Source organism: Amycolatopsis sp. NPDC114484 (assembly GCF_055633755.1).
Window position 1 is genome coordinate 56,607 of the sequence record NZ_JBVKDQ010000017.1, and the last position, 19,512, is coordinate 76,118.

Below are 19,512 nucleotides of genomic sequence, written 5' to 3' on the forward strand. Positions count from 1 at the left end.
CCGCGTCCGCCCGCCCGCCACCGTGGTTTCGCCCCTGTCCGAAAGCATGGACGCACGGGGGCGGCCTGGATCTACTGGCGCGGAGAAGGTTGTCGGCCGACGTGTGCGATGAGTGAGGCGGTATGGCCATCGGTGACTCCGCTGACCCCGGCCCGGCCGTCGAACCGGTCGCGATCGTCGGGATGGCCTGCCGGGTGCCGGGCGCGGCGGACGTCCGCCAGTTCTGGCGCAACCTGACCGCCGGGGTCGAATCGGTCCGGCGGTTCACCCGCGCCGAGCAGCTCGCCGCCGGCGTGCCCGCCGAGGAGCTCGACGACCCCGCCTTCGTCCCGGCCGCCCCGGTGCTCGACGACATGGCGGGCTTCGACGCCGCCTTCTTCGGGATGACCCCGCGCGAGGCCGAACTGGCCGACCCGCAGCAGCGGCTGTTCCTGGAGCTGTGCCACACCGCGTTGGAGGACGCGGGCCGCCCGCCGGGCCGGATCCGCGGCGAGGTCGGGGTCTACGGCGGCACCGGCGTGGACGACTACCTCTGGCGCAACATCCGCGGCAACCGGCGGATCTGGGAGTCGGCCGGGCGCGGCCTGACGATGGTCGGCAACTCGCCGGACTACCTCGCGACCTTCACCTCGTACAAACTCGACCTGCGCGGCCCGAGCATGACCGTGCAGACCGCGTGCTCGACCTCCCTGGTCGCGGTGCACCTCGCGTGCGAGGCGCTGCGCTCGGGCGAATGCGACCTGGCGGTGGCGGGCGGCACCAACATCGAACTCCCGCACCGCCGCGGCTACCTGCCCCGCGTCGGCGGGGTCGATTCGAGCGACGGGCACTGCGCGCCGTTCAGCGAGCAGGCGTCGGGGACGGTCTGGGGCAGCGGCGGCGGGACCGTCGTGCTGAAGCGGTTGTCCGAGGCGGTCGCGGACGGCGACCATGTCCACGCGGTGATCCTCGGCAACGCGGTCAACAACGACGGCTCGGAGAAGGTGTCCTTCACCGCCCCCGGGCCGAAGGGCCAGACCGCGGCGATCGCCCAGGCGCTGAGCGTGGCGGGCCTGGGCCCGGCGGAGATCGGCTACGTGGAGGCGCACGGCACCGGCACCCGGCTCGGCGACCCGATCGAAATCGCCGCGCTGACCGAGGTCTTCGGCCGCGGGCCGCGCGCCGGGCAGCGGTGCGCGATCGGGTCGGTCAAGTCCAACATCGGCCACCTCAGCCAGGGGGCCGGCGTCGTGGGCCTGATCAAGGTCGCGCTGATGGTGTCCCACGGGCTGATGCCGCCTTCGCTGAACGTCACCGCGCCCCATCCGGACATCGATTTCGCGAACTCGCCGTTCGTGGTCAACACGGTCGCGCGGGCCTGGGAAGCGACCGGTCCGCGCCGGGCGGGCGTGAGTTCCTTCGGCTTCGGCGGCACGAACGCGCACTTGGTGGTCGAACAACCGCCCGTGCTGCCTGCTGCCGAGGCAACGGAAGTCGCGTTGATTCCGTTGTCCGCCAAGACCGAGAGCGCCCTGCAGACGGCGGCGACGCGGCTGGCCGAGCACGTCGCCGACTCTCCGGAGCTGAGTCTTGCCGACATCGCGCACACGTTGCGCACCGGTCGGGACGAGCATCCGCACCGCGCTGTGGTGGTCGCGCGGGACGGCGAAGACCTCGCTCAACTGCTGGCGCGGCCAACTTCAGCGGTCGCCGATCCCGCGACGAAGGTCGCGTTCCTGTTTTCCGGACAGGGCAGCCAATACCCGGGCATGGGCGCGGAACTGCACCGCGCCGAACCGGTGTTCCGTTCCGCACTGGACGAATGCCTTGAGCTGGCGCGCGCCGAATTCGGTGCTGACCTCCGAGAGCTGTTCGCCGAGCACCCGGAGGAAACCCAGTTCGCGCAGCCCGCGCTGTTCGCCGTCGGCTACGCGCTGAGCCGGTTGTGGCGATCGTGGGGTGTCGAGCCCGAGGCGATGATCGGCCATTCCGTCGGCGAGTACGTGGCGGCTGCCGAAGCCGGGGTGTTCACCGTGCCCGAGGCGGTCCGGCTGGTGTGCGCGCGAGGCAGGCTGATGCAGCAGGCACCGCCGGGAGCCATGCTGGCCGTCTCGATGGACGAGGACCGGCTTCGCGAATGGCTGCCCGCTGATTTGTCCCTCGCCGCGGTCAACGGTTCGGGGGCCTGCGTGATCGCCGGGCCTGCCGAAGCGGTCGAAGGGTTCGCCGCGAAACTGTCCGCGGAGAAGATCCAGAACCGAGGTCTGCGGACGTCGCACGCGTTCCACTCTCCGTTGATGGACGAGGTTCTCCCGGATTTCCGCGCCGAGGTCGCGGCGGTGTCGCCGCGCCGCCCGGACCGGCCCTACCTCTCGACTCGCACCGGGGACTGGATCACCCCGGAACAGGCCGCCGATCCCGAACACTGGGTACGGCAGCTGCGCGAGACCGTCCGCTTCGGCGACTGCGTGCAGCGGCTGCTCGCGAACGGGTCCTGGGCGTTGGTCGAATGCGGTCCCGGACGGCAGCTCGCCGGGCTGGCGCGGGTCCGGCCACGCGGCGCGGCGCGGTCGAAAGGCCCGGTCGCGTTGCCGAGCCTGCCCACGCCGGGCGATTCTCGCGGCGACGTGGAGACCTTGTACGCCGCGGCCGGTCGCTTGTGGACGGTCGGCGTCCCCGTGCGCATCGATCGTCTAGGCACTCCCGGCCGCCGGGTTTCCTTGCCTGCCTATCCGTTCGAACGCACGCATTACTTCGTCGAACCCGACCCGGCGGGCGCGCCGCGACCCGTGGTCCCGGAACCGGTCGACCACAGCTGGGTTTCCGTGCCCACCTGGCGGCAGACCGCGCCGGTGGCCGCGACCGGCGGACCGGCCAGCTGGCTGGTCTTCAGCGACGGCCCGCGCGGCACCGATCTGGTCGCGGCGCTCCGGCGCAGTGGCGCTGACGTGGTCGAAGTCGCTTCCGGAGAGGAACCCGGCTGTATCCGCCCTACCGAACAAGACGACTATGCGCGGCTGTTCGCCGATCTTGCCGCGCGCGGCGGGATGCCGACGCGGATCGCCCACGCTTGGCTGCTCGACGTCGGCGAGGACGACCCTCTTCGCGCCCAGGACCGCGGGCTGTTCAGCCTCATCGCGTGTGCGCGGGCGCTCGCCACGACCCCGCAGGCCCAGTCGGGCGAGAGCGGCGCGATCGGACTGGACATTCTCACCCGGGGCGCGCGCGATGTCACCGGAGCCGACCTTGTCGATCCGGCCAGCGCCACGGTGACCGCGTTCGCTGAGGTCGCTCCGATCGAACTGCCTGTCCTGCGGGTCCGCCACCTCGACCTCGGGCCGGAAGATCGCGCTACTGGAGCGCTTCTGGCGGAACTGCGCGCTGCTCCGGGCGATCCGGTCGTGGCCCTGCGCGGGGGACGCCGGTGGGTTCCCGAGCAGCAGCCCGTTCCTGAACTGTCCGAAGTGGACTCGGCAACGCTGCGCCCGCGAGGCGTGTATTTGATTACCGGTGGTACCGGCGGAATCGGGATCACTGTCGCCGAGCACCTCGCGCGGCGGGTCGCGGCCCGGCTCGTCCTCACCAGCCGCCACGGTCTCCCGCCGGAACACGAGTGGGACGCGCTGGACGAGACCGACCGTGTTGGCCGGGCCGTCGCGGCGGTCCGCCGGATGCGCGCGGCCGGTGCGGAAGTCGAGGTCGTCGCTGCCGAGGTGAGCGACGCGGCCGACTTGGCCCGCGTGCGGGAAGTCCTCATTGGACGGTTCGGCCGCCTCGACGGCATCGTGCACGCCGCAGGCGTCGCAGGCGGCCAGATGATCGAGGCGTGGGATCGCGCCGAGGCCGAACGCGTGCTCGGCCCGAAGCTTCTCGGCACCAGCCTTCTCCGCGGTGCTTTCGGCGATCTCGCCCCGGATTTCCTCGTGCTGTGCTCCTCGACCTCGGCGTTGGTCGGGGCCCCGGGGCAGCTCGACTACAGCGCGGCGAATGCTTATCTCGACGCGTGGGCGGGTGCCGCGGACGGATGGCCGGTGCGGCGGTTGTCGGTCAACTGGGGGCGGTGGCTGGAAGTCGGCATGGCCGTCGAGACCGAGGTGCCCCGGGAATGGCAGCGCGTGCTCGACCAGCCCGGCGAGGCCTGGGACCACCCGATCCTGACCCATCGCGACGGCGACGGCGGATACCGCGGGACCGTCTCCCCGGCCACGCATTGGGTGCTTGACGAGCACCGTCACCAAGGCCGTGCCCTCATGCCGGGAGCCGCGCATGTGGAGCTGCTCCGGGCGGCTTTCGAGGACTACGTGGCGCGATCCTCGCCGCGGCATCGGGCCGAGCTCAGCGATCTCGTGTTCGTTCGCCCGTTGGTGCTCGCCGACGACGAGACCGCCCGCATCCGGGTCACCGTGCGCGGCGACGCGGGGGAGTACCGGGTCGAAGTCGCCAGCGAGGCCGGGGTGCACGCGGAGGCCCGGGCGCGCTGGACCGCCGACGAGGAGCCCACACCGGTCGATCTGCACACGATTCGCGCTGGCCACCGCGGGCAGCGTCAGGACTACGACGGCGACCGGCTCGCGCAGGCGGGCGGGTTCGCGCTGGGCGGGAGGTGGCGCAGCCTGCGGCACACGACCGACGCCGCCGACGGCATGAGCAGGCTGGCGTGGTTCGAACTCCCCGACGCGGTGCGGACGGAGGCCGTGAGGCTTCCGCTGCATCCGGCGGTGCTCGACGAGGTCACCTCGGTGGCCAGCGACGGACAGGGCCAGTACCTGCCGCTGAGCTACGGGCGGCTGGTGGTGCACCAGCCGTTCCCCGCGCGGCTGTGGGCCTGGGCGCGTTACCAGGGCGCGAGGGACGGCGAGGTCATCACCGCCGATCTGTCCGTTGTGGACGAACGCGGGGACCCGGTGCTGACGGTCGCCGACTTCGTCATGCGCCGCACCGACGTCGCCGCCCTCAGCGCCAAGCCCTCCGCGCCGGCGGGCGAGGGACTGCGTCCGGCGGAGGCCGTGGACCTCCTCGACCGGCTTCTCGGCGCGGACCTCGGACCCCGGGCGATCGTCACCGCGGTGCCGCTGGCCAGGATCCGCCAGCGCGCCGAGGCGATCCTGGCGTCCGGCCCCGGCACCGGGCCCGCGGACGACCTGGAGACCGCCATCGCCCGCGTGTGGGCCGACGTGCTCGGGATCGCCGAGGTCGGCGTGGACGAGGATTTCGCGGAACTCGGCGGGAACTCGCTGACCGCGGTCCAGCTGATCTCCCAGGTGCGCAGCGCGGTCGGCGTCCGGGTGCCGATGCAGGTGCTGTTCGAAGCGCCCACCGTCGCGGCGATGGCGGGCGTGGTCGCCCGGATGCGGGGAGACGCCAGTGGGCGCGGCTGACGAGCACCTCGTCGAGGTTCCCGGCGGCGCCTGGAAGGTCTGGCGCGCGGCCCTGTTCCGCACGACCGGCTTTCCCGCCGACGGACTCGCGGCCTTCACCTGCTCCGAAGCCGCGGCGATCGTCGACGCGCATCTCGACGGCGCCGTTGATCAGCACGAGGCCGAGCGGGCGTTCGCCGAAGCCGTCGCGCAGGGGAGCCGTGCGCTGTCGAAGATCGCGGCCGACCCGCTGTTCCGCGAGGCGCTCGTGTGGCAGAACGCGAGCGTGCTGCGGGTGGCCGATTCGGTCGCGGCGGAGACCGGGCCCGCGTGGCTGAACCGGCGGCGGCGCCGGGACGAGGTCCTGCTCGCCCGCTACTGGCAGCGCTACTGCGCCAAGACCGAGACGATCGGCTTCTTCGGGCCGGTCAGCTGGACCGAGATCACCTCCCGGCCGGACGTCGTCACCGCCGAGATCGGCCCGCGCCTGGTCCGGGAGCGAGCGACCCACCTCGAATACTGGGTGCTGGACGCCTACGCCCGGCACCTGGCCGAGGACGGCGAAACCCGGTCCTGGCTCCCGGTCCGGCTGCCCCCGCACCTCGCGCTCGACGGGACCCGGCTGCTGCATCCCACCGAGCCCGCCCGGACCCTGACCCCGCAGCAAGCGCAACTGCTCGCCCACTGCGACGGCCGCCCGGCGCGCGAAGTCCTGGCCGCGCTCGACGGAACGCTCGCGGAGCGGGCCGACCTGGAACGCATGCTTGCCGACCTGCACGACCGTTCGCTGGTGTCGTGGGGCATCGACCTTCCGCTGAACTACACCGCCCAATCCGCACTGCAGCAAGGAATCCAGGCCATCGGCGACGAGCGGATCAGGCACGGCGCGCTCGCCGGGCTCGACCGTCTCGACCGGGCGCGGGCGCGCGTGGCCGAGGCAGCGGGCGACGCCGACGCGTTGCTGACCGCCCTCTCGGCACTGGACGACGAGGTCACCGCGGTGACCGGCAGCGCGCCGCGGCAGCGAGCCGGCGAGATGTACGCGGGCCGGACTCCGTGCTATGAGGACACAATCCGGGACCTCGACCTCAGCTTCGGAGCCGGGCTGCTGGACGGATTCGGGCCCGCGCTCACCCGGATGGCGCACCTCGCGCGCTGGCTCACTGCGGAACTCGCCGCTGCCGTCCAAAGCGGACTGAGACGGCTGCACGCCGACCTGGCCGAGGACAACGGCGGCCGGGACGTCCCCTTCGGACAGTTGTGGTACCTCTCCCGCGGCGTCCTTTTCGGCCAGGACGACGGACCGGTCGCCGCCGCGCTGGCCGAGTTCTCCCGGCGGTGGGCGGCGTTGTTCGCGCTCGACACCCGGCCCGAGGACGTCCGCGGGGTCCATTGCGACAGCGCCGGCCTCGACGTCGAAACGCTGTTCCCCGCCGACCGGCCGGGCTGGGCCGGAGCGCGGTTGCACAGCCCGGATCTCCAGCTGTGCGCGGAGAATCTGGACGCCCTGCGCCGTGGGGACTTCTTCGCGGTACTCGGTGAGCTGCACGTTTCGTGGCCGACGTTCGACTCCGGGGTCACCGTCCGCGTCCACCCCGATCCCGAGCAGCTTCGCGCCGACTTGCGCAGTGACCTCGGCTCCGGCCGGATGCTGCCGCTGTTCCCGCCCACCTGGCCGCGGGTGACCGCGCGGGTGAACCGCTGCCTGGAGAACGCCGACGACCGCCAGTTCGGGTTCGTCGCCGCACCCGGCGCCGATCCCGATCGGCTGGTGCGGATCGCGGCGCTGGCCGTCACCGACCACGACGGCGAACTCGTCGTGCACGGCCCCGGCGGCTTCCGCCGTCCCGTGCTGGACCTGTTCTCCGAACTGCTGATGATGCGGGCGGTCGACGCGTTCCGCTCGGCCGCCGCGCGCCCGCACACGCCCCGGATCACCGTGGACCGGCTGGTGGTGTGCCGGGAGAGCTGGCGGACGACCGTCGGCGAGACCCGGCTGGCCGAGGTCAAGGGACACCGCGCGCAGTATCTGGCGGTGCGGCGCTGGCGGCGCGAACTCGGCCTGCCGGAACGGGTTTTCGCCAAGTTCGCGACCGAGGGCAAGCCGCTCTACGCCGACTTCACCAGCCCGGTCTACGCGGCGGGCTTCTGCTCCGCGCTGCGGGCCGCCGCTCGCGCCGGAGAGGACACCGCGCTGACGATCACCGAACTGCTGCCGGGGCCGGAGCACGCCTGGGTGCCCGATGCCGAAGGACAGACGTACTTGTCGGAGCTGCGTGTCCAGCTGCGGGATCCTGAGGCGGGCGAATGACTCCTCTGCCACAACGGTTTCTGGCCCGCGCGCTACAGCGACCCGACGCGGTCGCCGTGCGTCAGTGGGACCGTCGGCTGACCTACGCTGAATTGGCTGCGGCGGCTGCCGGTCTCGCCGCGACGTTGCGCGCTCGCGGGGTCGGACCCGAGACGCCGGTCGGCCTGTGCCAGCTGCGCCGCACGCCGGAGCTGCGTGTCCAGCTGCGGGATCCTGAGGCGGGCGAATGACTCTTCTGCCACAACGGTTTCTGGCCCGCGCGCAGCAGCGACCCGACGCGGTCGCCGTGCGTCAGTGGGACCGGCGGTTGACCTACGCTGAATTGGCTGCGGCGGCTACCGGTCTCGCCGCGACGTTGCGCGCTCGCGGTGTCGGTCCCGAGATCCCGGTCGGCCTGTGCCAGTGCCGCACGCCGGAGATGATCACCGGCCTTCTCGGGATCATGCTGGCTGGCGGGGTGTACTTGCCGCTGGAGCTGTCCCACCCCCGCCACCGCCGCGACGCCATCCTCGACGATGCCCGGCCGAAGCTGGTCCTAGTCGACGAGGACGGCGAGAAAGCCCTGGCACACCACAGTATTCCGCGTCTCCGGCAGGGAAGCGGTGGCATCGCGAGCCCCGTCGAGATCGCCCCGGAAAACCTCGCTTGCCTGATGTACACCTCCGGCTCCACCGGAGAACCGAAGGGCGTCGCGCTCGGGCACGGCGGTCTCATCGCTCACCTGGAAGCCGCCGCCGAGTGGGTCGGGCTCGACCGGAACGCTCGCGTCATGGCCTTCGCCTCGTGCGGTTTCGACCTGTCGCTGCACGAGATCGGGGTCGCGCTCGCCTTCGGCGCGGAGGTGGCGCTCATTTCCGAAGCCGACCGTCTCGACCCGGTCCGGCTGCACGAATTCCTCCGTGCCCACGAGGTCTCCTACGCCAATCTGCCGGTTTCGGTGCTGCCGCTGGTCGAGCCGCACGGACTGCCCGCGCTGACGGTGCTCGGGACGGGCTCCGAGGCGCCGGGACCGGAGCAGGTCGCGCGGTGGACCGCTCCGGGCCGCCGGTTCCTCAACAGCTACGGGCCGACCGAGGCCACGGTCATGGTGTCCTCGTTCGACGCGCGCGGCGAGTGGACGCGGCCACTCCCGATCGGCCGCGCATTGGGGGAGCACGGGCTGCACGTGGTCGACGAGAAGCTGTGCCCGGTACCGGTGAACACCCCTGGCGAACTGCTCATCAGCGGAGCGGGACTCGCCCGCGGCTATCTCGGGCGGCCGGGGCTCACCGCGGAGCGGTTCATCGCGGACCCGTTCGGCAGCGGCGGGCGGGCGTACCGCACCGGCGATCTCGTGCGCCGCGACGCGGACGGGGACCTGCAGTTCCTCGGCAGGCTGGACCGTCAGGTCAAGATCCGCGGCCAGCGCGTCGAACTCGGCGAGATCGAGACCGCGCTGCGGGCGCATCCGGAGGTCCGGCACGCCGTCGCGGACACGGTTTCCGGCACGGTCGTCGCGTTCTGCGTCCCGGAGACCGCGGAACCGTCGGCGCTGCGGGAGTACTGCGCGGACCGGCTGCCCGCCGCGATGGTCCCGGCGCGGGTGTTCTGCCTGCCCGAACTGCCCCTGCTGGCCTCGCACAAGGTCGACCGGGCCCGGCTCCGCGAACTGGTCGTCGCCGATCCCGAGCCAGCCGGAGCCCGGGACGAGCCGCTGCCCGCGGTGGTGGCCCGCGTGTGGCACCGGCTGCTCGGCGAAGGGGAGGAGTTCTTCGCCAGCGGCGGGCATTCCCTGACCGCGATGACCATGGCCGCGGCCCTGCGCGCCGAGCTTGGCCGTGACATCGGGGTCGGCGACATCTACCAAAGCCGCACCCTCGCCGGGCTCACCGAACGCGTCGAACGGGCCGCGCGCACCGATGAGATCGAGCTGACCACCGGACATCCGCCAGCGCTCTCGCCGGGACAGCGGCGGCTGTGGTTCCTCGACCAGCTGGCCCCCGGCTCCGCCGCATACAACACGCCGATGGCCCGAAGGCTGCGCGGACCGATCGACCCGGCGAGGCTCCAGGCCGCACTGACCGCGGTCCTTGCGCGACATGAGGTCCTGCGGTGGCGCTTCCCGGCCGACGGCGGCATGCCCCGGGCGGTGGCTGACCCGCCGTCCGCGCTGCCGCTGCCGGTCGTCGACACGTCCGCTGCTCAGCTCTCAGCGGAGCTGGACGCCGAAGCCACCGCGCCGTTCGACCTGGCGAGCGGGCCGCTGGTGCGGGCGAAGCTGCTGCGGCTCGCACCGGACGACCACGTCCTCGCGATCACCTTCCACCACGCGGTGTTCGACGGATGGTCGCTCCAGCCGTTCTGCCGCGACCTTTCCGCCGCCTACACCGGCGAACTGCCGCCGCTGCCGGTCAGTTACGCCGACTACCCCGCCTGGCGGAGCGAACGCGACCGGCGTCGCTCCGACGAGGATCTCCAGTGGTGGCGCGAACATCTCGCGGACGTGCCGACCGTCCTCGACCTCCCGCGCGACCACCCCCGCCCGCCCGCGCAAGCGCACCGGGGTGCCCTCGTCAAAGGGCGGCTCGGCCAAGAAGTCTCCACCGCGGTCGAAGCACTGGCGTCCACTTTGGACACGACGTCCTCGGTGGTGTTGTTCGCGGCGTTCGCCGAGCTGCTGCACCGCGTCACCGGCCGCGACGACTTCGTGATCGGAACCCCGGCCGCCGACCGCGGCCACGTCGCCTTCCACGACCTGGTCGGCTTCTTCGTCGAGATCGCCCCGCTGCGATGCCGCGCCGACGACACGCGGAGCTTCGCCGACACAGTTCGCGGTGCGGCCGCTGAGTTCGTGGCCGCCCTCGCGCATCCCGCCGCACCGCTGGAACGCATCGTCGCCGAGCTGCGAGTGCCCCGCGAACCCACCCGCGGCCCGCTCGTGCAGGTGCTCTTCAACGTCTACGGCTTCGCGCCCGGAGAACTCGTTTTGCCCGGCGTAGCGACGGAAACGCTGCCGGCCGGACAACCCGGCTCCGCGTTCGACCTGACCGTCTACGTGGAACGTCACGAGGACGGATTCGGCGTCGAACTTCTTTACGACCGCGCGCTGTACGAGCCCAGCCGGATCGACCGGCTGCTCGCCGCGTACCTCGAATGGATCGCCGCCCTGACGGCCACCGGCGAGAAGCCCCCGCTGGATCCCTCGCTCAGCCAGGGAATCCGCGAGAGCCCGGCGAACGAGGAACCGGCCGCGGAACACGGCGCCTGGTCGGAAACCGAACGAGAGCTGGCCCGGATGTGGACCGAGGTCCTGGACGGGCGCCCGGCCGGGGTCGCCGACAACTTCTTCGACCTCGGCGGAACCTCGTTCGCCCTGACCGTCCTGCACGGCCGGATCGAACGGCAGTGGGGCGGCCGCGCCCGGCTCGCGGACCTGTTCCGCTATCCCACCGTGCGCGCGTTCGCGGCGTTCCTGGACGGCCAGGCCGCGGACACCGCACTCGAAGCGGCCGACCGGCGGGCCCGCGCCCGCCGGGACCGGGCCCGGACACGAGGAGGGCGGTCATGGGCCTCCCGGTAACGCTCGTCTTCCCGCCCGCGGCGGATCCTTCGCTGCCGCACGGCGCGCTGCCGCTGCTCGGCGCGGTGCTCCGGCGCGGCGGGTACGACGAGGTCGAACTCCGCGACCTCAACCTGGAGGCCTTCGACCACCTGCTGCGGCCGGAACCGCTCGCGGAGGCCGCGGACGGCGGGGCGGCCGAAGTGGTCGCGAACATCACCGAATCCCGGCGCATCCTGCGGGATCCGGCCGACTTCTACGATCCGGCGAAACTGCTTTACGCCAAGCGGATCTTCCACCTCGCCGGCGACCTGATCACCGCCGGAGCGCCGGAGTCGCGGTTCGGCAAGTACTCCTATTCGCAGGCGTCCTACGACAGTTACGAGGAGGTCGCGCACGCGGTCGACACCGAGGCCGGGCCGCTCGCGGGCTACTTCCGCGACGTCGCCGTGCCGTCGCTGCTGGCGCGGAAACCGCGGTTGATCGGCCTTTCGGTGCCGTACTTCTCCCAGCTGATCCCGGCGTTCCTGCTCGCCGAGGAGATCCGCAGGCAGGACCCGGGCGTGCACGTGACCGCGGGAGGTCCGGTGATCACGTGGGGCCGGGAGGTGCTCACCGCGGACGCCCGGTTCGGCCGCTGGCTCGACTCGTTCCTCGTCGGCGAGGCCGACGAGACTCTCCTGCAGTTCGCGGATTCCCTTGCCGGAGAACGCGATCCGGATTCGGTGCGCAACATCGTCCGCTATGTCGGCGGGACGGTCCGCGAGCAGCTCGATCCCACGTACCAGCTCAACCTGGACTGGTTGCCCGCCCCGGATTTCACCATGCTGCCGCTGGACGACTACTTCGCGCCCAAGCGGGTCATCTGCATGATGCCCACACGCGGCTGCTACTTCAACCGGTGCGCGTTCTGCAACTACGCCTTCATCAAGATCGCGCCCTACCGGATGCGTTCGCCGAAGCTGATCGCCGAGGACGTCGCGTCCGTGGTCGCGTCGACCGGCGAGGACGTGTTCTCCTTCGAGGCGGACGTCATGTTGCCCGCGCACCTGCGGTCGCTGTCGGAGGCGTTGCTGGAACGGCAGGCGAACATCAGCTGGCACGGCGTCGCGCGTTTCGAGAAGGGCTTCACGCCGGAGGTGTTCGCGACCATGCGCGAAGCCGGGTGCGTCCGGCTCTACATGGGACTGGAAAGCGCCAACGAGCGCGTGCTCAAGGCGATGGACAAGGGCACGACCCCGAAGCGGATGGCCGACATCCTCGCGATGTGCCACACCGCCGGGATTTCCGTCGAGGCCGGGGTGTTCAGCGACTTCCCGTCGGAGACCGAGGCGGAGGCGGAGGACACCTACCGCTTCGTCCGCGACCACCGGCACGTGATCGGCCGCGCCGACGCGGGCACGTTCCGGCTGCTCAAGGGCGCGCCGATCGCCGACGAACCCGAGGTGTACGGGATCACCGTCAAGGACGATCCGGCGCGCCGCTGGTACCACCTCGACTACGAGGAGGACACCGGCGTCTCCACCGGGCTGGCCGAGCGGATCCAGCGGCTCTACCCGGAGGTCGCGCTGATCGACGTGCCCGAGGACATCCTCTACAACGCCCGCTTCGGCCCCAACGCGTTCCGGAAGTTCTTCGACGGCGGCGGCGAATCGGCCGATCCGCTTCCCGCCGAGGCGAAACTGTCGCTGGCCGACGGTGTCGTGCTGCACCGCGTGCTGGTCGCCAACTCCGGCGCGGTCCACTTCGACGACGACACCGGGTCGTCGCACGCGGGCTTTGAAAAGTCTCATCTGGCGATCACGATCGCCGTCGACCGCAACCGCGCCCGTGTGCTCCCGTTGGGGGACAACGAGGAGAAGGTCCTCCGCCAGCTCGCCGAAGGCGACGCCCGGGCCGGCGAGCTGCATTCCGCCGTGGACGGTTTGGCGGCGAAAGGGCTGGTGACAGTTCAGGAGGGTGCCGGTGCCTGACCCGGACACCCGGGGGCCGGGCCGCTATCTGTGGTGGCTGGTGCGGCGCCAGCCCGGCCGGGTGCTGGCTGGCGGGCTGGTGAGCGCGGCGTGGATGGGCTGTCTGATGCTGCCGCCGTACTTCCTGTCCCGCGCCGTCGACGAGGGACTGCGCGGCGGGAGCACGGCCGCGCTGCTGGGCTGGGCCGCCGCGATCGTCGGCATCGGCGCGGTCAACGCCACGCTGGAGACGGTGCGGCACCGCACCATGACCCAGGTCCGGATGGACGCTTCCTTCCGGACCGTGCGGGCCCTGACGCGCCAGGCCGTCGAGGTCGGCGCGACCCTGCCGCGGAAGGTCTCGGCGGGCGAGGCCGTCAGCATCTCGGCGACCGACGTCATGCGGATCAGCTGGGCGCTGACGGTCACTGGCCCCGGTTTCGGCGGCGTGGTGGCGTTCGCGGTGGTCGCGGTGCTGTTGTTCTCGGTGTCGCCGGCGCTGGCGCTCGTGGTCCTGCTCGGGGTGCCGCTGCTCGTCGTGCTCACCGGGCCGCTGCTGAGGCGGCTCCAGCACGTGGAGACCGAGTACCGGCGGCAGGAGGCGGCGCTGACGACCCGGGCCGCCGACATCGCCGGGGGACTGCGGGTGCTGTGCGGAATCGGCGGAAAGGACCGGTTCGCGGGCGGTTACCGCCGTGCCTCGCAGGCGCTGCGCGCGGAGGGGAACCGGATCGGCGCGGTGATCAGCTGGATCCAGGCGCTGGGAGTCGGCCTGCCCGCGCTGTTCCTGGGCGCGGTCACGTGGATCGCGGCCCGGATGACCGCGGCGGGGGAGATCACGGTCGGCGAACTGGTCGCGGTGTACGGCTATGTGGCCGTGCTGGTGGTGCCGGTGTCGTACTTCATCGAGGGCGCGGGGGACATCAGCCTCGGGTTGGTGGCCGCGCGGCGGGTGGTGCGGATCCTGCTGCTGCGGCCGGAGGTCGCTGACGGTCCCGGTGCGCTTCCAGGACCGCCGGGACAGGCGCCGATGGCCGATCGCGCCTCGGGACTGGAGGTGCGCGCGGGGGAGTTCCTGGTGCTCGCGGCCTCGACGACGGCCGAAGCCGCGGCGGTACTGGAACGCCTCGCCCGGCTCACGGATTCGGACGTCCGGTGGGGCGGGGTTCCTCTCCGCGCGGTCTCGCTGGCGGAGGTCCGCCGCCGAGTCGTGCTAAGCGATGTCGACGGCTATCTGTTCGCTGGCCCGCTGCGGGAAACCCTTGCCGCGCAACGGGATGACGCCGCGATCACTGCGGCGCTGGAGATCGCGGCGGCGGAAGACGTGCTGGCGGCGCTGCCGGACGGTCTTTCGTCCACAGTGGACGCGAAGGGCTGGAGCCTGTCCGGCGGCCAGCGGCAACGGCTGCGGCTGGCGCGTGCCGTTCTCGCGGATCCGGATGTCCTGTTGCTGGTTGATCCGGCGGCTGCGGTGGACGCGCACACCGAGTCACTGATCGCCGACCGGCTCCGGGCCGCCCGGCAGGGCCGGACCACGGTGGCGGTGAGCACTTCGCCGTTGTTGCTGGCGAAGGCGGACCGGGTTGCTTTCTTGCGCGACGGGCGGGTTGCCGCGGCGGGCTCGCATTCGGACCTGCTTGGCCGGGAGCCTGGCTACCAGGCGCTGGTCGCTCGCGGAGGTGAGGTGTGAGCCGCGAGTCGCTGCCAGTCGCGGACAAACGCGCAGTACGCCACGAGGCCCTGCGCCTCCTCCGTGCCGATCCGCGCGCCGTGACCGTGATCGTCCTCCTGAACTGTGCCGGGGCAGCACTCGGCCTCGCCGCCCCGTGGCTCGTCGGCGAGATCGTCAACCGGGTCACCGCGGGTGCGGGAGCGTCCACAGTGGACTTCCTCGCCGTCGCGATCGTCGCCTTCGCGGTGGCGCAGATGCTGGTCACCCGGTTCGCGCGGTACGCGGCGTTCCGGTTCGGGGAGCGGTCGCTGGCCAGCCTGCGCGAGCGGTTCGTGGACGACACGCTCGCCCTGCCGGTGTCCGTGGTGGAACGCGCGGGCACCGGCGACCTGATCACCCGGGGCTCCAGCGACGTCGCGCAGGTCGGCGGAACACTGCGCGACGCGGTCCCGGACCTGTTCGTCTCGGTCGTGCAAGCGGTGCTCATCCTCGGAGCCGTTTTCGCGCTGCATCCGCTGCTCGGCCTGTGCGCGCTCGCGGGCATTCCGCTGATGTGGTGCGTGACGCGGTGGTATCTCAAGCGGTGTCGGACCGCCTATCTCGCCGAAGGGGAGGCGAACTCCGCGCTCGCCGACGCCATGGCCGCCACCGCCGAAGGAGCGCGGGCCGTCGAGGTGTTCGGCCTGCGGCAGCAGCGGATCGACGCGGCGGAACGCGCGATCGAGTCCTCGTACGCCGCGCGGATGCGGACGTTGTCGCTGCGGACGGTGTTCATCCCCGGGACGGTCTTCGCGCACTCGATCCCGGTAGCGGTGATCCTCGTCGGGGGCGGTGCCGCACACCGGGCCGGGCTGCTCAGCCTCGGCGCGGTCATCGCGGCCGGACTGTACCTGTGGCAGCTCGTGGACCCGCTCGATCATGTGCTGTTCTGGTTGGAGCAACTGCAAAGCAGCGGTGCTTCCCTCGCCAGGATCAAAGGCGTCGCCGAAGCCGCGGCCGAGGACGAGCCGACGACAGCGGTGCCGGTCGACGACCGGATCGAAGTCAAGGGCTTGTGCTACGCCTACCACGGGACCGCCGACGTCCTCCACGACCTGGACCTGACCGTGTGCCCTGGCGAACGGCTGGCGATCGTCGGCCCGTCCGGCGCGGGAAAGTCCACGCTGGGCCGGTTGCTGGCCGGGATGGAGGCCCCGAGAACCGGCAGCGTCACCCTCGGCGGCGTCGAGGTGCACCGGCTCGCCCCTGGCCGGGCGCTGCTGGTCACGCAGGAACACCACGTGTTCGTCGGAACCCTCCGGGACAACCTGGCCATGGCCGCGCCCGCGGCCCCCGACGACCGGCTCGCCTGGGCGCTGGAGGCAGTCGGCTGGGCCCAACCCCTGCCGGACGGCCTGGACACCGAACTCGGCGACCCCGCCCGCGGCGACCGGTCGCTCGATCCCGCCCAGGCGCAGCAGATCGCGCTCGCGCGGGTCCTGCTGGCCGACCCGCACACGGTCATCCTCGACGAGACCACCGCGATGCTCGACCCGAACACGGCGCGGCGGGTCGAACGCGCCCTCGCAGCGGTGCTGCACGGCCGGACGGTTATCGCGATCGCGCACCGCCTGCACACCGCGTACGACGCCGACCGCGTCGCGGTGCTGGAACATGGGAGGCTCACGGAACTGGGCAGTCATGACGATCTTCTTGCGGCGCGGGGGACTTACGCTGCGTTGTGGCGGTCGTGGCATAGCTGAGCGTCGCGCAGCGGTTCGGCAGCGTTAGGGAACAACAGTCTTGCCGCGCAGGGAACCCACGCCGCGTCGTGGCATAGCTGAGCGTCACGCTAGTGGTTCACCGGTGTCAGGCTTCCTCGGCAGGCGGCTCAACCGTCGGCGCAGGCTGCCGTGCCGCCCGGAGCATCTGCATCGCAGCAAACCCCGCCATCAACAGTGCGGCGAGGAACAACAGCGTCGCGTTCAGCCCAAGATGATGCGCCGGAGCAAGCATGGCCGTGCTGGAATCCTCGTCACGCAGCCGAGCCGCGACGAGCGCGGCGCTGCCACCGAAGACGACCGTCGACGTGATCGGGCCGAAGGCCGCGGGAAGCGCACCAGGCACAGCGATCGGGGCGGCGGTCGCCACCATGACCGCAGCGGTCGCGGCGAGCACCGCCAGCAGCAGCGCCCCCGCCGCGGACGCCTGATGGTCGATGATTTTCTCCGGCTTCCCGTCGGTCGCGAACGAAAGCACGCACAGCACCAAAGCCGCCAGCACCCCGGCGCCCACGGCGAACTGGGCTCGCCACCGGGTGGCTGCGGCCCAGCATCCGGCGGCCGTGCCGGCGGCCGCCGCGACCCAGCTCATGACCGGGTCCGCCGTGGTCGCGTACAGAGCCAGCAGCACGGGGCCGGCGACGCCCAGCTGGACCAGCGCCATGGTCGCCACACCGAAAAACACCCGCGCCCCGGCGACCGCGGTGATCGCGACCGCGAGGACGAGTACGCCCAGTCCGGCGATGGTCGGGACGACTCCGGGATGCCGGGACAGCGAACTCGGCGACACGTCGAGCGCCCGGCTCACCAGGCTGTTGTCCACGAGGCTGACGAGCATGGGCAACAGCACCGCGCCGACCGCCGCGACGGCGAGACGCGGCCCGGGTGCACTCGACTCCGGCCAATCGTCGTTCCGGCGAAGGCGCTGACTGACGACCGCCAGCACGGCCCCGGCGATCCCGAGCACGCCGAGCGCGACGCGCCAGAAGTTCCCGCCGAGGGGAAGCGTGAGCCAGGTGGCGCCGGTGAGCGCCGCGGCGAAGACCTGGCAGCCGAGCGCGAGCCCGGTCACCGAGAAGGCGGTTCTCCGCGCGCCGCGCCGGTACAGCTCCTGTGCCGCGGCGAGTACCGCGATCAGGACCATCGGCGCGCCGGCCTTCGCGATCGCTCCGATCGACGGATGCGTTCCCAGTTCGTCCGGAAGCACCGGGGCGAACGTACGGGGAATGGAGAGCACGGTTCCGGCCAGCACTATCCACGGCCAATGCCGGATAGCGAACAACGCGACCAGGATCCCGATCATCGGGACGATTTGGGCCAGCGCGATCCCGCCGCTCCATCCGATCGGCGAAGCGGAGGCGACGAACGGGGAAAGCGGCTCCGGATTCCCGATCAGCACACTGGCGACTGTGCCGAGCGCGGCGACCGCGGCGGCCGTGGTCGGCAGAACTGCCGGGGAATGGCGCAAGGCGAGGGCGTCCATCGTGTCGTTCTCCATACGCGACCAGGGGTGGAAGCGCAGATTAGCGACAGCGGCCGGGGGAGCGGGCGGTTTCCGGATTTCCGCGGGCGACGAACCCGGAACCGAAGCTCAGCAAACAGATCCCAGCGGCAGGGTCGCGGTCAACCCGTCGTGCTGGCGGCCTTCGAGCCGATTCAGGCGCAGGTCCCATTCCGCTGCGAGCCGGGTAAGCACCTGGGCCGCCTGTTCGACCGCGGCCGCGTGCGGGGAGGCGACGCGCACGGCGGCCGTCACCTCGGGCATCCCGGCTGAGCGGCGGGCGGTCAGCGAGAGCGTCACCGCGGTCTGGGACGTCGCGCCCAGCACGGCGCCGATCAGTCGCGGAGCCGTCGCCGGAGGGAGGGCGGACCAGCCGTCCAGCCGGAACGCCGTCTGGGACACCGAACCGCTGTGCCACAGCCGCCACTGCTCCCGGACCTGGGTGCGGCCCGCGGTGACGTGCGCGAGCGACGCGATCGAGCCGAGAAATTCCGGCTCTCCCAACGGAGTCGTCGGCACGCCGTCGCGGCGCAGGCGACGCTGCACTCGCCGCAGCGCGTTGGCCAGCGCTTGGCGCACCAGGTCGTCTTCGTATCGCTCGACGGTGCGCAATGCCTGCAGCGCAAGCCAAATCTTCGGCGGCTGCTGACGGTCGACGCCCGCGTGGTACAGCACCTGCGCAGCGAAGCCGGTGCCCGGTTCGGCGGGCGGCAGCAGCGCTTCGGGACCCGGGATCGGGGCCGGCGGCAGCGAGTTCGGGCGCAGCGCGGCGCTGATCCCGTCCGTGCGGCTGAACAGGAACACCGGATCGTCGCCGAGTTGCCCGGTGTGCCCGGATCCTTCCGGCGACAGACTGCGCAGCAGGGCCCGGCCGGTCTCGTCGGCGTCGGCCAGTTCGCGTTCCCGGTCGCGCAGCGCGTAGCCCAAGGAAAGAGACAGCCACTCGTAGCCCCAGCGGCCGCGGTACCGCAGCGACGTCAGGGCCAGCAGCACCACGGCCCCGAGCCCGATCGTGGCCGCCACCGGCCACGGCCGTCCGATCGCCAGTACCGCCGCCACCAGCACCAGTTGTGCGCAGACGATCTGCGGCGCTCCCCACCGGCGACGTCGCTCAGCCGCCGGACGGGGCACCGGAGCCGGGGGCGGCGGCGTCACGACCGGGCGCCACGGCTGGGCATAGGCCGCCACCGGGGAAGGAGCCGCCGCTCGCGCCGCGGTCAAGGCGGCCAGCGCCGCGGTGCGCGCCGCTGCCTGCGCGTCCGCCGGCACGGGAATCTGCTGGCCCTGGCCGAGCGGCCGGGCGGGCGCCGCCGGCTCCGGGGCCGGTCGCGCCGGGGCGCTGGCGCGCCGTCCGGGATGTGCCTCGCCGGGATAGGTCACGGCAGCCCTCCTCACGTCCCGGACAGCGTCGCGGGGACAAGCTGAGGTTTCCGTGACAGCTC

The 19,512-nt window shown here is 72.1% G+C and carries 9 protein-coding genes; 7 read left to right on the top strand and 2 right to left on the bottom strand.

Annotated elements, in window-relative coordinates; translation table 11 throughout:
• Positions 1-122 precede the first annotated feature (122 nt).
• Genes ACZ7SW_RS33500 through ACZ7SW_RS33530 form a run of 7 tightly spaced genes read left to right on the top strand, consistent with a single transcriptional unit; the run spans position 123 to position 16,551 of the window.
• Positions 123-5,357 carry a type I polyketide synthase gene (locus ACZ7SW_RS33500; RefSeq protein WP_470234369.1) on the top strand — a complete coding sequence of 1,745 codons (5,235 nt, stop codon included), beginning with the start codon at positions 123-125 and terminating at the stop codon, positions 5,355-5,357.
• Entirely contained in the window at positions 5,344-7,647 is a 2,304-nt protein-coding gene (locus ACZ7SW_RS33505; RefSeq protein WP_470234370.1) for a lantibiotic dehydratase, read from the top strand. The genes ACZ7SW_RS33500 and ACZ7SW_RS33505 overlap by 14 nt, the downstream gene beginning before the upstream one ends.
• On the top strand, positions 7,644-7,877 hold the full coding sequence (locus ACZ7SW_RS33510) for an AMP-binding protein (RefSeq protein WP_470234371.1): 234 nt from the start codon (positions 7,644-7,646) through the stop codon (positions 7,875-7,877). The genes ACZ7SW_RS33505 and ACZ7SW_RS33510 overlap by 4 nt, the downstream gene beginning before the upstream one ends.
• On the top strand, positions 7,874-11,206 hold the full coding sequence (locus tag ACZ7SW_RS33515) for an amino acid adenylation domain-containing protein (protein ID WP_470234372.1): 3,333 nt from the start codon (positions 7,874-7,876) through the stop codon (positions 11,204-11,206). Before ACZ7SW_RS33510 ends, ACZ7SW_RS33515 begins: the two co-directional genes overlap by 4 nt.
• Entirely contained in the window at positions 11,191-13,158 is a 1,968-nt protein-coding gene (locus ACZ7SW_RS33520; RefSeq protein ID WP_470234373.1) for a B12-binding domain-containing radical SAM protein, read from the top strand. Before ACZ7SW_RS33515 ends, ACZ7SW_RS33520 begins: the two co-directional genes overlap by 16 nt.
• On the top strand, positions 13,151-14,827 hold the full coding sequence (locus ACZ7SW_RS33525) for an ABC transporter transmembrane domain-containing protein (protein WP_470234374.1): 1,677 nt from the start codon (positions 13,151-13,153) through the stop codon (positions 14,825-14,827). Before ACZ7SW_RS33520 ends, ACZ7SW_RS33525 begins: the two co-directional genes overlap by 8 nt.
• Positions 14,824-16,551 (top strand): ABC transporter ATP-binding protein, encoded by a 1,728-nt coding sequence (locus ACZ7SW_RS33530; RefSeq protein ID WP_470234375.1) that lies wholly within the window; start codon positions 14,824-14,826, stop codon positions 16,549-16,551. Before ACZ7SW_RS33525 ends, ACZ7SW_RS33530 begins: the two co-directional genes overlap by 4 nt.
• Before the next feature lie 106 nt (positions 16,552-16,657).
• On the opposite strand, the gene ACZ7SW_RS33535 is transcribed toward ACZ7SW_RS33530, so the two are convergent.
• Positions 16,658-18,052, bottom strand: a complete 1,395-nt coding sequence (locus tag ACZ7SW_RS33535) for a hypothetical protein (protein ID WP_470234376.1) — start codon at positions 18,050-18,052, stop codon at positions 16,658-16,660.
• 108 nt (positions 18,053-18,160) lie between these two features.
• A complete protein-coding gene (locus tag ACZ7SW_RS33540) occupies positions 18,161-19,450 on the bottom strand; it encodes a type VII secretion protein EccE (protein WP_470234377.1) in 1,290 nt (429 codons plus the stop codon).
• Between the last annotated feature and the right edge of the window lie 62 nt (positions 19,451-19,512).

Coding starts and splice junctions, on each gene's coding strand:
- ACZ7SW_RS33515 (WP_470234372.1), top strand. CDS start 7,874: ATGACTCTTCTGCCACAACGGTTTCTGGCCCGCGCGCAGCAGCGACCC.
- ACZ7SW_RS33520 (WP_470234373.1), top strand. CDS start 11,191: ATGGGCCTCCCGGTAACGCTCGTCTTCCCGCCCGCGGCGGATCCTTCG.
- ACZ7SW_RS33500 (WP_470234369.1), top strand. CDS start 123: ATGGCCATCGGTGACTCCGCTGACCCCGGCCCGGCCGTCGAACCGGTC.
- ACZ7SW_RS33510 (WP_470234371.1), top strand. CDS start 7,644: ATGACTCCTCTGCCACAACGGTTTCTGGCCCGCGCGCTACAGCGACCC.
- ACZ7SW_RS33535 (WP_470234376.1), bottom strand. CDS start 18,052: ATGGACGCCCTCGCCTTGCGCCATTCCCCGGCAGTTCTGCCGACCACG.